The 15,680-nt window shown below is 41.0% G+C and carries 12 protein-coding genes; 2 read left to right on the plus strand and 10 right to left on the minus strand.

Translation table 11 applies throughout. From position 1 onward, the window contains the following. Positions 1 to 384: 384 nt before the first annotated feature. From ACHUE3_RS01465 to ACHUE3_RS01485, 5 genes are all read right to left on the minus strand, one after another. Positions 385 to 1,371, minus strand: a complete 987-nt coding sequence (locus ACHUE3_RS01465) for a WD40 repeat domain-containing protein (protein WP_394189458.1) — start codon at positions 1,369 to 1,371, stop codon at positions 385 to 387. 47 nt (positions 1,372 to 1,418) lie between these two features. Beyond that, positions 1,419 to 1,991 carry an NAD(P)H-dependent oxidoreductase gene (locus tag ACHUE3_RS01470; RefSeq protein ID WP_394189460.1) on the minus strand — a complete coding sequence of 191 codons (573 nt, stop codon included), beginning with the start codon at positions 1,989 to 1,991 and terminating at the stop codon, positions 1,419 to 1,421. A 62-nt stretch (positions 1,992 to 2,053) separates the two neighbouring features. After that, a complete protein-coding gene (locus ACHUE3_RS01475) occupies positions 2,054 to 2,413 on the minus strand; it encodes a MerR family transcriptional regulator (protein WP_394189462.1) in 360 nt (119 codons plus the stop codon). Positions 2,414 to 2,415: 2 nt separating this feature from the next. After that, complete coding sequence (locus ACHUE3_RS01480; protein ID WP_394189464.1) at positions 2,416 to 3,174, minus strand: polysaccharide deacetylase family protein; 759 nt, start codon at positions 3,172 to 3,174, stop codon at positions 2,416 to 2,418. A 13-nt stretch (positions 3,175 to 3,187) separates the two neighbouring features. Beyond that, entirely contained in the window at positions 3,188 to 3,568 is a 381-nt protein-coding gene (locus ACHUE3_RS01485) for a VOC family protein (protein WP_394189466.1), read from the minus strand. Between the two features lie 139 nt (positions 3,569 to 3,707). On the opposite strand from ACHUE3_RS01485, the gene ACHUE3_RS01490 reads away from it, so the two are divergent. After that, positions 3,708 to 5,732 (plus strand): S9 family peptidase, encoded by a 2,025-nt coding sequence (locus tag ACHUE3_RS01490; RefSeq protein ID WP_394189468.1) that lies wholly within the window; start codon positions 3,708 to 3,710, stop codon positions 5,730 to 5,732. A gap of 616 nt (positions 5,733 to 6,348) precedes the next feature. On the opposite strand, the gene ACHUE3_RS01495 is transcribed toward ACHUE3_RS01490, so the two are convergent. Beyond that, the gene (locus ACHUE3_RS01495; RefSeq protein WP_394189470.1) at positions 6,349 to 7,950 is read right to left on the minus strand and encodes an isocitrate lyase; all 1,602 of its coding nucleotides are present in this window, start codon (positions 7,948 to 7,950) and stop codon (positions 6,349 to 6,351) included. A gap of 239 nt (positions 7,951 to 8,189) precedes the next feature. On the opposite strand from ACHUE3_RS01495, the gene ACHUE3_RS01500 reads away from it, so the two are divergent. Continuing rightward, positions 8,190 to 10,373, plus strand: coding sequence for a malate synthase G (locus tag ACHUE3_RS01500; RefSeq protein ID WP_394189472.1), 2,184 nt, complete (start codon positions 8,190 to 8,192; stop codon positions 10,371 to 10,373). Positions 10,374 to 10,714: 341 nt separating this feature from the next. On the opposite strand, the gene ACHUE3_RS01505 is transcribed toward ACHUE3_RS01500, so the two are convergent. From ACHUE3_RS01505 to ACHUE3_RS01520, 4 genes are all read right to left on the minus strand, one after another. Continuing rightward, a complete protein-coding gene (locus ACHUE3_RS01505; protein WP_394189474.1) occupies positions 10,715 to 11,446 on the minus strand; it encodes a YebC/PmpR family DNA-binding transcriptional regulator in 732 nt (243 codons plus the stop codon). A 311-nt stretch (positions 11,447 to 11,757) separates the two neighbouring features. Then, positions 11,758 to 12,381: an HAD family hydrolase gene (locus tag ACHUE3_RS01510; protein WP_394189476.1), complete on the minus strand. Its 624-nt coding sequence runs from the start codon at positions 12,379 to 12,381 to the stop codon at positions 11,758 to 11,760. Positions 12,382 to 12,552: 171 nt separating this feature from the next. After that, positions 12,553 to 13,068, minus strand: a complete 516-nt coding sequence (locus ACHUE3_RS01515) for a DUF6702 family protein (protein ID WP_394189478.1) — start codon at positions 13,066 to 13,068, stop codon at positions 12,553 to 12,555. Beyond that, positions 13,068 to 15,509 carry a M1 family metallopeptidase gene (locus ACHUE3_RS01520; RefSeq protein ID WP_394189480.1) on the minus strand — a complete coding sequence of 814 codons (2,442 nt, stop codon included), beginning with the start codon at positions 15,507 to 15,509 and terminating at the stop codon, positions 13,068 to 13,070. The genes ACHUE3_RS01515 and ACHUE3_RS01520 overlap by 1 nt, the downstream gene beginning before the upstream one ends. Between the last annotated feature and the right edge of the window lie 171 nt (positions 15,510 to 15,680).

Consider the following 15,680-nt stretch of genomic DNA (forward strand, 5'->3'; position numbering starts at 1 on the left):
ATACAGTCTGTTTAGCCTTTGGAAACCCCCTTTACAGTTTATATACCCAAACCACCTCAAGATGCGAGTTTCAGTTGGAATTAAAAGCGATTTAGGCAAGGCATTGATTGCAAATAATAGTGGTTCTATTGTTAAAATTAATAACGCAGTATAAATCGCTTTTAAACCAACCCGTTGGGCGTTTCACAGGAACTTACTCTCAGCGTTGTTACTTCTTAAAAGGGATGGCCATTCTTGCAAAGTAACGCCTTGATATTAAGCCCCTGTGAAACGCTGAATTCTGCATCTTGAGGTGGCTTGGGTATAATAACAAGCTAAAAGCAAAGTTATGGCACTAAAAAGATAATAAGCGCCACAACTTATATTTATTTTAACAATAGGTTATTAGTTTTTCTTACTTTGATAAGGCCATGTTTCAAGCATACCACTGCTGTTATGTGTGATGATGCGCTGACTGCCTTCATCAAATCCGACGGCTAAAATGGAGCTACGCTGGCCTTTCTCTGCCGCACCGTATTCAGCCAGTAAATTACCACTGGCAACCTGCCATAAATAAATTTTGCTTTTAGGGGAGCCTGTTAAAAACCATTTGTCATTATTAATAAATTGCGAGTCATTAAATTCAATGAAGTTAGCAAAAATATTTAGTTCTGATAGTTCTTCACCTGACTTCAAATCAAGAAAAATACGATCATCCACAGAATCAATTGCAAAGCCTAAGCTGCCTTGTTCATTCATACTTACATGATTAACCCGTGTCGCTAGTTTAAACTTCTGTAGAATTTCGCCGCTTGCAGTTGACCACACATAAGCATATTTATCACTTGAACCACTTAACGCTGTGCGGCCATCTGCCGATAATGCCACCGAATTAATATCAAGGCGATGGATTTTAAATAACGTATTGTGTTTAGTTTGTGTGTTGATCACATCCGCTTCGCCGGTGCGATAGCCAACGAGTAATAAATGCCCATCAGCAGATATAGCAATATCGCGCGCTATATTTTGCCCTGTAGACCAACTGCCAATTAATTGCCCTGTTTGCACTGAAAAGACATGTATTGCCATTCTGTTTGAGATATAAAACGTTGTTTTGTCTTCACTCAACCCGACTAACTCAACATAATTAGCGTCATCACCAGTAATACATTCAGATATAAGCGTATTGTTGGTATTGTCCCAAACGCACACTTTACCGTGTTCTGATACAACGCTTAGCTTCCCATCACTCGATACTGCTGCGGATTCTACGATTTTGTCTGTATATTGAAAATGTGATATCGGTGGAGATTCAAAAACAGTCTCGCCTGAGCAGGCCGTAAGTGTTAGTAAGCTGCCTGCGAAAATTAGTTTTGCAATACGTAACAGCACGCTGATCCTCTTTTATTATTGTTATTCATTTATTTAAAGCAATATTCTCATTTCATTGCCTTTTTTGCTATCTGCTTTAGCCACTTTTTACGTCGCTCAGGGGATGACTTTATAATCGGCCCAAGATATGTGGTTGAGATAACTTTAATGCCACAGAATTCTAAAATAGTGTGTTTGAGCTGCTTTTGAACCGGGTTTCCTTGGATAAAGCGATAATACCAAGCTGGCGTATCAAGCGTTAAAATGATCTCTGCTGTACGCCCTTTCAGTAGTTTGTCGGGAATAGTTTTATTTGGTTGATACTCAAAGGCAAATCCAGGTAAAAACGTACGATCAATCAAGCCTTTGAATTTTGCTGGCAAACCGCCCCACCAAACGGGAATAAACAACACAATATGTTCAGCCCATTGCAACTGCGCTTGAAAGTCAATTAAATCAGCTTCTAGCGGTTGCTCAATTTCATAGCCATTAGTTAAATCGGGGTCAAACCTCATCGCACTAAGAGAGAGCGTGTGTACTTCACTTCCACTATTGCAGCTTTGACTATGGCTCTTTGCTAATGCGTCGCAAAAGCTGGCTTGTTTTGGGTTTGCATCAATCACTAAAATACGTTTCTTCATACTAACTACTCCTTTAAAAGAAGTAGCATACACCCTACCCTATAGGGCAGAGTCAAGCATCGTTAGCTTAATACTTGGTTATCCAAACACACTTTTATATCGCGGTGATAAAAATCTAGCAGCTCTTTTTGTTGTTTAAGTGCAGTAATATCTATCAATATTTGCCGCTTCTTGTCCTCGACTAAAGCCATAACCGCAGGCCAATTCAAATCATGGCGAGCAACTTTAAGCTGCTTAAGTTGAGCTAAGCTTAGCCCTAGTGACTGCGCCCGTTTTATTAGCGTGACAAATTCTACATCAGCGTTTTCATAAATACGGTAACTTCCTTGACGCTTAATGCCACTTAGCAAACCAATTTCTTCATAATGGCGAATGGTTTTTACGGATACACCACAACGCCTTGCAATCTCGCCAATATACACGTTCACTCCTTTGTCTTTTTTTCCATAATATTGATATAAGAATCAACATAATACTTTTCTTTATTTGCAGCTAAGAAAGCTAATAACTGCGCGTGAGCCGTGACTGAAATACTTAAATGATCACCACCTACGCCGTGAAAAAGAAGATTGATTAACTTAACCTTTGGCGGTACTCTTTTTACATAATCAATAAGTTGCTGTCCACTCGCTCCTACAGGGGCCCATAATACAGAGTGTCCATTATCATTACCGACCCCTTTTATTGCTACAAAATGATCTCTAAGCGGCTCTAAAAACTCGTTACCAGCAGCTTGAGTATCAAAACAAGGCGGCGTGAAAGTACGCTGCGTTTTGCCATCAATTGCTTGTAAAAACACATTCGCAGTGAGTACTTCACGTATCGCGCGTGCAGCAGTGTAATTATCAAGGTTTTGCTCTTCGTTCACCCATTCACGGTTTGCTTTAGATGCGCTACATGGGTGAAATAAGCTATGATTCCCCAGTTCATGTCCTTGCTCAGCCAATGCTTTGTAATCATCAAGCTGAGCTTTCATCGACGCTGAAGTAGGAACAATATAAAACGACGCTTTAAATCCGTGCGAATTCAATGCCGGGACAGCATTTTCAAGCTGGCTTATTAATGCATCGTCATAGGACAAGCTGACTGCTGTTTTATCACCTAGAAATTTAAACTGTGCATTACTTTCAGGCGCAATAACACCTGCGGCGAGTAATATTAATATTGCACTGATTTTTATCATGCGACTTTATGCTTTAAGTTGTCTGTATGAAACAAAAAACATTGAGTTTATTGCCATCAAGATCACGAAAATAGCCCGCATAAAAGCCTGGCATCTCACGTGGTCCCGGCGCGCCTTCATCTGTAGCGCCAAGCTCTATAGCTTTAGTATAAAAGGCATCTACTTGAGCAGGAGTCTGGGCCGCAATCGCAATCATAGTGCCATTGCCTACCGTTGCAGCTTCACCATTATGCGGTAAGGTTACTGAAAAACCTGGCTGATCAGCCCCAGTACTCCATGCCACAAAGCGGTCATTTTCTAAAAAACGTTGCGCACCTAACTGAGCTAAAAGCTGATCATAAAAAGCCACTGCTTTTTCTATATTATTTGTTCCTAACATCGTATAGCCAATCATATGATTATTCCTTTTTAAATATGAATCATTAAATTATGCGTTCTACAGGACTTTGTCCACTTCTTATCGCATTAAGGTGTATTTTTCACTATTGTTACTTTATAACTTCAATAACACTGTTTAATAACAAGGAATAAAAATGAAATTACTCTCCCCTCTTGCGCTGCTGGCTACGGTGAGCTTTTGTGGTGTCGCGGCTCAAGCTGACAATACTTTAAAATTAGAAAACGTATTTGACCTTGAATATGCCAACCAAATTGAAATGACTGGTGATGGCGATATGGTTTATTTTGTTCGTAACCGCATGGATATTAAAAGTGACCGTAAAGTAAGTAACATTTGGTCGGTTAATAGCAGTTCTAAACAACTCCAACCGCTTACCTCTGGCGTGCATATGGACTATTCACCGGTATTATCACCCGATGAAACCCGCTTAGCATTTATTTCAACACGTGATGGCAGTAGCCAAATCTATGTAAAATGGTTGAAGACAGGAGCAGTTGCAAAAATAAGCAATTTAACCCAGAGCCCCGGTAATCTAACGTGGTCTGCGAATGGTCAAAAGCTAGTGTTTAGTCAGTTTGTACCTGCAGCTAGTGCTAGCCCCGTGTCTTTACCAGGAAAACCAAAGGGGGCTAATTGGGCCGAGCCGGCAAAATATATTGATGACGTATATTACCGAGCTGATGGTGGGGGTTACACTCAAAAAGGCTTTCGTCATCTGTTTGAAATTAGCGCTACTGGCGGGAATGCCAATCAGTTAACTACTGGGAACTTTGATCATGGCGGCCCTGTAAGTTTTAGCAACGACGGTGACAGCTTATATTTTTCAGCCAATCGCCATACTGATTACTTATTTATGCCGACTAACTCTGAGATCTACAAGTTGGATTTACAATCTTCTGAGATCATTCAAATAACCGATAGACTAGGCCCAGATGGCCAACCTAAGGTGTCACCCAACGGTCGTTATTTAGCGTATACCGGGTATGATGATAAAAAGACCAATTATGAAAATACGCGTTTGTATATTCGCGATCTAAAAACAGGAAAAACACGCAACTTAACAACTGATTTAGACCGCAGTGTAGAAAAGATAAAATGGGCTGATGATTCAAAAGGTGTTTATTTTGCTTATGACAGCGAAGGGCAAACTACCCTTGCTTATCAACCTCGCAGCGGTAAACGTAAAGTTTTAACTAAAGATGTAGGAAGCGTCGCTTTTGGCCGTCCCTACTCCGGTGGTGATTTTGACGTAAGTGAAGGTGGTGAAGTGGCATTTACGCTTGCAAATACTCAGCGCCCTGCTGATGTTGCCTTATTAAAACGAGGAAAAACACAGCATTTAACTAAGCTAAACGAGGATGCGCTAGCGAACAAAAACCTAGCCAAGGTTGAAGAAATTTGGGTTAAATCAAATCATGATGGTTTATCTGTTCAGGGTTGGGTTGCATACCCTCCAGGTTTTGATAAATCCAAAAAATACCCATTAGTGCTTGAGATCCATGGTGGACCGGTGGCTAATTACGGCCCTCACTTTAGTCCAGAAGTACAATTGTTTGCCGCCAAAGGCAATGTGGTGCTTTATATGAACCCTCGTGGTAGTGACTCATATGGGAAGGTGTTTGCACAAACAATTCATCACAATTACCCAAGCAATGACTTTGATGACTTAATGACAGGCGTAGATGCATTAATTGCAAAAGGCTTTATTGATGAGTCTAAATTATTTGTTACTGGAGGCTCTGGCGGTGGTACATTAACAGCATGGGTTGTAGGTCATACTGACCGCTTTGCGGCAGCTGTTGTGGCAAAACCGGTTATCAATTGGATCAGCTTTGTACTAACTGCTGATTACTACCCATTTTTTGCTGATTACTGGTTCCCTGGCAAACCATGGGATCACATTGAGCATTATATGAAACGTTCTCCGATAAGCTATGTGGGTAATGTTAAAACCCCGACTATGCTATTAACAGGTGAAGCCGATTACCGCACACCGATTTCTGAAACTGAGCAATACTACCAAGCTTTGAAACTACAAGGTGTGGACACGGCGATGGTGCGTATTCCAGGGGCATCGCATGGTATAACCAAACGCCCTTCAAATTTAATGACTAAAGTGGCTTACATTCAATGGTGGTTTGATAAGCACAGTAAATAAAAAAGCTTGGAGCTAGGTTTTAGGTAAACCTAGCTCCAACAAAGAAGCTTGCCCTTTTAATAACAGGCGCGGCTTACTTTTTGTAAACCCCCTTTACACCGATAATGTGAGTAACTCCTTACATACTTAAGCTAAATATCGGACTTTGTAAAAAATCGAGTTAGTAAAATTTCGGTTTATATCAATTTCACTCTCTGGAGTTAGTAAAAAATCGGTTTGAGTCACTGTTTATGGCGTTACAGTTAGTAAAAAAATGATTTGTACTAGATATGAGTTGGTAAAAAATCGGTTTATATTTTTAGTTTAAAGACTAATTCTAGGTATTTTGACTTTAAATTGCCCTTACTAACAGCCAAAAAATACGTTTAACCGTACTTTTTATTAAATAATAGCGCGTAAAAGCTAGGCTAATTAAATACTGATCCAAACTTTTAGGTAAAATTTAGCAGCTAGTTAAAATCTGATCCAAATCGGGATTTGGATATTATCACCTAGTTAAATAGTGATCTGAGTTAGCGAGGTTTTGTTCAACGGCAGGACTGAATATAACTTTTTTCATACACTAAAAAAGGGCCTTACGGCCCTTGTAACATTGTTGACTAGGAAATAAAGACTTTTAGAACTGGTTCATGGTGTTTGCTTCACCACCGGCTTTAAGTGCATTGTCACCTGAGAAATACTCTTTGTGCGTATCACCCATATTTGAGCCAGCTAAATCTTGGTGCTTAACAGACGCTTGCTCACGACGAATTTCTTGACGTTGAACATCACGTACATAAGCCAACATACCTAGGTCACCAAAGTAACCTTCAGACAGAATATCCGTGCTTAGCGCCGCAGTATGGTACGTAGGTAATGTAATTAGGTGATGGAAAATCCCCGCTTCTCTTGCGCCATCACGCTGGAAGTTTTGTACTAGCTCGTCTGCTGCTTGAGCAAGCTCTGTGCCATCCATTTCTGGAGCCATAAGCGCTTTATTGTCGTCAATACTTGGGTAAGCAGATAAGTCGCGACCCGCTTCTTGCCATTCTTGATACACTTGCTCACGGAATTTTAGTGTCCAGTTGAACGAAGGAGAATTGTTATAAACGAGTTTTGCATCAGGCACTTGCTCTTTAACTCGATTTACCAGCTCCGCAATCTGTTTAACATGTGGTTTTTCAGTTTCAATCCACAATAGGTCCGCACCTGATTGTAAGCTTGTTACACAGTCTAATACTACGCGGTCTTTTTCTGTGCCTTCACGGAATTGGTATAATCCATTTTCAAGTCGTGTTGGTTTACAAAGCTGACCGTTTAGCTTCATCGCAGTATCGCCTTCATTTAAGTCTTCAACTGTGTTAATTGGCGTAGTTTCTAAAAATGCATTGTACTGGCTCGCTAAATCACCCGGTGTTTGTGATACTGGCACTTTTTGAGTCAAACTTGCACCAAGTGAATCGGTACGAGCAACAATAACACCGTTATCAATACCCAATTCTAAAAAGGCATAACGAACAGCGTTAATTTTTGCTAAAAAGTCTTCATGTGGCACTGTTACTTTACCCGCTTGGTGACCGCATTGCTTTGCATCAGATACTTGGTTTTCGATTTGAATGGCACATGCACCCGCCTCAATCATCTTTTTAGCCAGTAAATATGTTGCTTCTTCATTACCAAAGCCTGCATCAATGTCTGCAATGATTGGTACTACATGGCTTTCAAAGTTATTAATTTTATCAAGTACAGCCTGAACATCACCACCATTTGCTTTTGCAGCATCAAGGTCTTTAAATAAATGGTCAAGTTCACGGGCATCGGCTTGTTTTAAGAAGGTATAGATCTCTTCAATCAACGCAGGAACTGACGTTTTTTCGTGCATACTTTGGTCTGGTAACGGGCCAAACTCAGAACGAAGAGCTGCAACCATCCAACCACTTAAGTATACGTAGCTACGCTTAGTCGTTTTTTGGTGACGTTTAATAGCCATCATCATTTGTTGTGCAGTAAAACCATGCCAACAACCAAGTGATTGAGTGTATTGGCTTGTGTCTGCATCATAAGCAGCCATGTCTTCACGCATGATGTCAGCAGTGAATTGTGCAATATCAAGCCCGGTACGAAAACGATTTTGTAAGCGCATGCGACTTGCATACTCAGGGTTAATAGCCTGCCATGTTTTGCCCTGTGTTTCGCAAAGTGTTGCTAGGGTGTCTGTGTGCTGTTGATATGTACTCATAATAAAAATCCTTTGAACGGGTTAAGCTAATATTTATTTTGTTGTGAGAGTGGCTAGGAGTGGTTTGCTCCTTAGCGGTTAACTAAACATTAGGCGGATTTTTATGATTTAGTAAATTTATAGTTGTTATGCTGAGTATATTTTTTGTGAATGGCTTAAGGGCACCTATATCGCTATTTTTACGTTATGGTTAGCACATAAGAAATTTATGCAGTTCGACCGTTTAAAGGATAGCAACTATGACAACCCACTCTCACAGTCAATTTGGCTTAACTGTAAATACTCAATTAGCCGACTTTATTAATAATCAACTGTTACCTGGTACTGACGTCAGCGAGCAACAGTTTTGGCAAGGCTTTGCAAATATAATTGACGAATTAACCCCAACTAACCGTGCATTGCTTGCTAAGCGCGATACTTTACAAGCAAAAATTGATGATTATCATCAACGCAACCCGCAATGGAACGCACAGCAATACCATACATTTTTGAGTGAAATTGGCTATTTAGTCCCTCAGCCAGAAGATTTTAAAATCGAAACCCAAAATGTAGAGCCTGAAATAGCACAATGCGCAGGCCCACAACTTGTTGTGCCTGTAAGTAATGCACGTTTTGCACTAAATGCGGCAAACGCTCGCTGGGGTTCTCTTTACGATGCACTTTACGGCACGGATGTACTTACAGAGGATGACGGCGCAGAAAAAGGGTCTACCTATAACCCTGTACGTGGCTTTAAAGTCATGGCCTATGCAAGACAATTTTTAGATAAGTCTCTGCCTTTAGAGTGTGGCTCGCATATTGAAAGCACCAATTACTCTATCGTCAATGGTCAGCTAATCATTACATTACGTGACAGTTCACAAACATGTTTAAAGCAGCCAGAACAGCTAGTTGGCTTTACCGGTGAAGCGCAAAATCCGAGTGCCATTTTGCTTAAAAATAACGGACTCCATATTGAACTGAAAATTGACCATCAGCACCCAATAGGCAAAGCAGATAAAGCGGGTTTAAAAGATGTTGTCTTAGAAGCTGCATTAACAACAATCATGGATTGTGAAGACTCTGTCGCAGCCGTTGATGCAGAAGATAAAGTACAGGTTTACCAGAATTGGCTTGGCTTAATGAATGGCAGTTTAGTTGAATCGTTTACAAAAGGCGGGCAAACGGTAGAACGTTCATTATCTAGCGATCGACACTTCACCGGGCTTAATGGTGAGCAGTTGACGCTAAAAGGTCGTAGTATGATGTTTGTACGTAATGTTGGCCACCTTATGACGAACCCTGCAATCAAAGATGGTAAAGGAGACGATGTATTTGAAGGCATCATGGATGCGATGATCACCGTAACCGCAGCACTGCACGACTTAAATGGTAAAAGTGCAGTTAAAAACTCATCTGCAGCGAGCATAAATATTGTAAAACCTAAAATGCATGGCCCTGAAGAAGTCGCATTTACTAATACTTTATTTTCACGCGTTGAAGAAGTATTAAACCTTCCCCAAAACACCATTAAAATGGGTATTATGGATGAAGAGCGCCGTACCTCAGTAAACTTAAAAGCGTGTATTGAAGCAGCGAAGAAGCGTGTTGTCTTCATTAATACCGGATTTTTAGACCGCACTGGTGATGAAATACATACCTCAATGCTAGCGGGTGTAGTCCTACCAAAAGCGGCCATCAAACAACAACCTTGGATCAGTGCGTATGAAGATAGAAATGTTGATATTGGTTTACAAACAGGGTTAAGTGGCCGAGCTCAAATAGGTAAAGGGATGTGGCCAATGCCTGATAAAATGGCATTAATGATGGAACAAAAAGTGGGCCACCCACAATCTGGTGCAAATACCGCCTGGGTGCCCTCCCCCACGGCTGCTACACTTCATGCAATGCATTATCATGATATCGATGTGTTTGCCTGTCAGAAGCGCATTGCGCAGCGTAAGGAAGCAAGCTTGAGTGATTTACTTACTCCGCCTTTGATGGACGACCCAAGTTCACTAAGTAAAGAAGACATCCAAGCAGAGCTTGATAACAATGCACAAGGGATTTTAGGATATGTTGTGCGCTGGATTGACCAAGGCATAGGCTGTTCAAAAGTGCCTGACATTAACCATATTGGATTAATGGAAGACCGCGCTACACTGAGAATTTCAAGCCAACATATGGCTAACTGGTTAGCTCATGGCGTTTGTACTCAAGCCCAAGTTGAAAGCACAATGGCAAAAATGGCAAAAGTGGTTGATGGCCAAAATGCGCATGACTCGGCATATAATAATATGGCTGATTCACCTCAAAGCCTAAGCAATAGCATTGCCTATCAAGCTGCTTTAGCCCTTGTTATTGAAGGTACTAAACAGCCTAGTGGATATACTGAACCTTTACTGCATTCTTTTCGTATTAAATATAAAGAAATGCAGAGATAACTCCCCCTTCGAGTTTATTTGTGTCATATAGCCAGCCTCTAGGTTGGCTTTTTTTTGCTCATCCATAACTACAATGAATGGCTAACATTCAGCAACCAACAAAAAAGCGCATTAAAAATAATGCGCCTTGATATTAACTACTGAGAATGCAGAGTTCGCACAGCTCATTTTCGCGAGGTAAACTCGCTGCTACCCTTCACTCACAACCGTTGCATTGTGATAAACGTTTTGTGAGGCAGGCGTTTGCGATAAATGAGGACCTACAGCTGCGCGACGGCATTACTTGTAGGCGAGTGGTTTACAAGCGCAAACGTCCTCATTTTCTCGAGGTAAACTCGCTGCTACCCTTCACTCACAACCGTTGCATTGTGATAAACGTTTTGTACATCGTCACAATCTTCAAGCATGTTAATAAACTTATCAAAGTTAGCAATATCATCTTCATCAGTGATATCTACGTGCACTTGCGGCACAAAGGTAATTTCGTCTACTTCAAAATTAATGCCTTCAAACGCTTCTTCTAATGCTGTTTTTGCTTTGTAGTATTCAGTATGAGGAGCAAATACAGAAACCTTTCCGTTTTCAACTTCAACATCAGTGACATCAACATCAGCCATCATTAGCGCTTCAAGTACGACTTCATCATCATCCCCACTAAACCCTAGTACGGCTAAATGATCAAACATATGCGCAACACAACCTGGCGTACCAATTTTAGAGTCCGTTTTTGTGAAAGGTAAACGCACATCTTTGATGGTACGATTTGGGTTGTCGGTCAAACAGTCAACAATAACCATGCAGTTACCAGGACCATATCCCTCATAACGAGCTGTAGAATAGTCTTCCCCTGCACCACCGGCTGCTTTTTTTATTGCATTGTCAATAACGTGGGCTGGAACTTGATCTCGTTTAGCACGGTCAATGATGCGTTTTAGCGCTTGATTAACCTCAGGGTCAGGCTCACCGTTTTTAGCGACAACGTAAATTTCTTTACCGTATTTAGAATTAACTTTTGTCTTTGCATTGGCTGTTTTAGCCATTGAACTTTTGCGGACTTCAAATGCTCTGCCCATCTTGTGCCTCTGATTTTATATCGTTATTAGTTATATTTTAACAACTCAGGTAGGGTTGAGCTAGTAGCTAAAATCACTATTATCAAAATTCCTCTCAAATAGGTGTGTTGGCTGACCAAACAAAAAAACAAAGCAATTTAACATAATGTGTAAATATTAAATAACCCTACAATAAAGTAGTTTTTATAAGTCTCCTGCTGGAGACTTATAGCGATAAAAAGAGGTGTTTACGCGTCGATATCGGGGAGTACTTCAACGCAGGTAGCTTTATAAATTACGGCTGGAGAAAAGTTTATTACCTCAAGTTCTGTTCAATTATGGCTTAAAGCTGATGTCGTTGACAAATCATCAACTAATTCAGCAAGCTCACTAAAGTGATGCAAGATATAGTCAGCTTGGTGAGCATAGTGAGGAATTTCCTCGGGTGCATAAAGGCAAGAACGCATTTTTGCATTTTTAGCAGCTTGTATGTCATACAAATAATCCCCAACGTAAATTAACTTGTGTTGCTCTAACTCCCATAGGGTAGCAATTGCATTTAATGCACTTGGATCTGGCTTAGGGGGCGCATCACTGCGTGTTAGTACTGTTTTGATGGGTAATGGATTGTTTTTAAGCTTAAGCGCTGCGGCGCGATCATAGTTTCGTGTCACAATAGCCATTGGAATGCCAATTTTGTTCAGGTAATCCACAGTTTGAGCTACACCAGGCAGTAAGGTCGCATGTTGTGCATCAATGAGCTCATGCTGATGCACAATATTCATCGCTTCTTCACGCATGTAAGGAGAGGGGAGTGCCGCAATAAAACTCAGAAGGTCGTGATCTGCAGGACAATTAAGCTGTGCCTTAATTAGCGTAAAGTCCAACTCGGAAGATACTAGAGTACCATCGAGATCAAAAATTACACCTTCAATACAGTGGTTATCAATATCCATACTAATCCTTGTATATGGTTTTTTTTTCATGGTATCTCTCACGTTACTTTAAGATAGTTTACGCTCTTAAATATGCAAACGATCATGCATATTTTTTTAGAGATTTAAAAACGCGCGCAAAACTACTGCGCGCGAAAGTTGGGATTCACTCAAGCATATATAGCTCTTTAGCTATGGTTTTAAGGGCAGCCCCTCTTTAGGTTCAAAACGAGCTTCAAGCCAGGTATCATTTTGCGTAAAGTGTAATGTTTTCACTTTGCCTCGCCCTTCAACATTAACCATATTAACTTGTGCAGGCCAAAGCTCTCTTAGTGCTCCATGACTCATTCTTATTCCTTTAATGTCTTTCGGAATTGGCGCCTCTTGATACACCCAGAAGAACTTGCCATCCACTTGCGCCCCAACTTCGCTTAACGTTAGAGGCTCACCACTGAGGGTTTGTAGAGCAACGTGCGATTCAATGTAGTCAACAAAGCGTTGTTGATCGGCTTTATTACTAATGATATCAGCGCCACCTGGAAACAAATGCTCCACAGCATGCTCTGTATCATGCAAATAAAACCGATGCATAAGCTCAATATTGCTAGTTCGTTTATTAAATAACACAGTAGTCACTGATGCTTTAAGTTGATGCGCCATGGTAGGCGCAGCAACAAGCAAAGCTAAAAAAATGAGCACAAAGCGCATTAATTTTGCTCCTTGGTATCATCGTTATCTTCGTCTTTTTTAAGCTCTGTTTTGATATCTTGCATGATATCGCGACGTACTTTAGCAGTGCTCTTTTTACGCTTATACACTTCGATACGCGAAGGAATAATTTGACGTGGGTAATGATTATTTTCAACATCAACATCAGCCGTTTCCCAGCGAGGGTCAACCGACACAGAGACAAGGTTCTTGTCTTTATCGGTGATAATTAGCTTTTGCACATGTTTATGGTTACGGCGCCAGATTTCAGCAGGAATATGTTGCATCTCTTTGCTGCCATCTTCATAGGTTAGTTCAAGCAAAATAGGCATAACTAAACCACCTACATTTGAAAACTCAAGAACATAATAGTTTTTATCTTCTTCTATGGCGCGATCAAACACTTTACGTTCCCAAGGCTTCAGGCCCTTCAAAAACTTGTTATACGCGTTACGCTCTTTGTTGGTCACAGTGAAACGATCATTGGCATCGTAGAAATCGGTCACATCTGGATTTTCATCAACCCATAGCTTTTTACCTTGGGCTTTATTGCGTTCAACAAAAAGCGGCATAGGCTTGTCTGCTTCAATATCACGTAAACGGCTAAAGTCTATATCAGGATTTTTAGTATCAAGCTGTAGTTTATAAACTTTATCTAAAGAGATATCGACATGGTCAGTGGTATAAAACCAACCACGCCAGAACCAATCTAAATCAACACCAGAGGCTTCTTCCATAGTGCGGAAAAAATCAGCTGGAGTAGGGCGCTTGTATTTCCAGCGCTGCGCGTACTCTTTAAATGCAAAATCAAACAACTCACGGCCCAGCACTACTTCGCGTAAAATATTAAGTGCAGCTGCCGGTTTAGTGTAAGCATTAGGTCCTAAACGCAATACGCTGTCAGACTGTGTCATTACAGGCACTTGGTTTTCTGATTTCATGTAGGCAACAATATCACGCGGCTCAACACCCCACGGAATAGTGTGATCCCACTCACGACCTGCCACGCCATCTAAGAAGCTATTTAAACCTTCATCCATCCATGTCCATTGGCGCTCGTCTGAGTTTACAATCATAGGGAAGTAGATGTGGCCCACTTCATGAATTACAACGCCGATTAAAAAGCGTTTCTCAGCTTGTGAGTAAGTACGAGTACCGTCATCTTGCAATTCCGTACGAGGACCATTGAAGGTAATCATAGGGTATTCCATGCCGCCCACAGGGCCATTTACTGATTGTGCGACAGGGTAAGGGTAGTCAAATGAAAAGCGTGAATACACTTCCATGGTATGAACCACAGACTCTGTAGAGTACTTTTTCCACAAGTCGCCCCCTTCTTTAGGGAAGAACGACATAGCCATAACCAATGGCTGCTCATCACCACCTTGTTGGTAGCCTTTAGCATCCCACATAAACTTACGCGATGACGCCCATGCAAAATCACGCACTTTTTCGGCTTTGAAGTGCCATGTTTTGGTTTTATCGGTGCCTTGTTTTTCATTTTCTAAGGCTTCTTCTTCTGTCACGATAAAAACAGGGCGCTTAGCATTTTCAGCGTCTTTTAAACGGTTACGCTGAGTACGTGTAAGTACTGAGCTTGCGTTATCAAGCTTACCTGTAGCTGATACAATGTGGTCAGCTGGGACAGTTAACTCAACGTCATAATCACCAAACTCTAGGGTAAATTCACCGCTGCCTAAAAAAGCTTTGTTCGTCCACGCTTCGTAATCAGTATAAGCAGCTAGGCGAGGGAACCACTGCGCAAGCAAGAAGATATCATTGCCATCTTCCTCAAAATGCTCATAACCAGAGCGTGCACCTACTGCATCTTCTTCGACAATGTTGAACGCAAAGTCCATGCTAAACTCAACGTCTTTACCAGGCTTTAATGGTTCATTTAAATCAATGCGCATTAAGGTATCTACAACCGTAACCTTAAGCTCATCACCGCTATCATCTTTAACATTAGCAATTGTGAAGCCAAGTTCATTGTCATTCATAAATTGCTGACGGCGTAATTGACCTAAGCTTAATTTTGCAGGTTTCGCATCAGGGCGGCCTTGTAACGCAGCTCCTTTAAATGTCGCTGTTCGTTCTGCAATTGAATCGCTTTTGAATATGTTTTGATCTAACTGTAACCAGAGATATTTTAATGTATGCGGCGAGTTATTTTTATATTCTATTGTTTGACTCGCACTAAGACGGCGTTGTTTTTCATCTAACTTAGCGTCAATCTCGTAGTTAACTTCTTGTTGCCAATATTTTTCGCCTGGCTCACCCGCAGCACTTCTATATACATTTGGGGTAGGCAACGCTTCATCTAATTGACGAAACTTATCAACAAACGACCCTTTTGTTTGCTCTACAGATGACGCAGACACTGTACTTGAGAACGCAAGAGGCGCAAGCAGTAAACCTAAAGTAACAACCGCCTTTTTCATAATTAATCCTGTTAAATATTCGTAAGCGTACTGTGTCAAATTAGTCAAAAAGATTCAATTTAATCGCGACCAAACACCACATTAATAGGGTAAACAATTTATTATTGCCAATAATGAAATGTAAAGGGGGTTTACATTTATAGTCAGGTCAACGCTAGGCTCTATTCTGAG

This window comes from Pseudoalteromonas atlantica (genome assembly GCF_043641955.1).
Lineage (GTDB): Bacteria > Pseudomonadota > Gammaproteobacteria > Enterobacterales > Alteromonadaceae > Pseudoalteromonas > Pseudoalteromonas atlantica_A.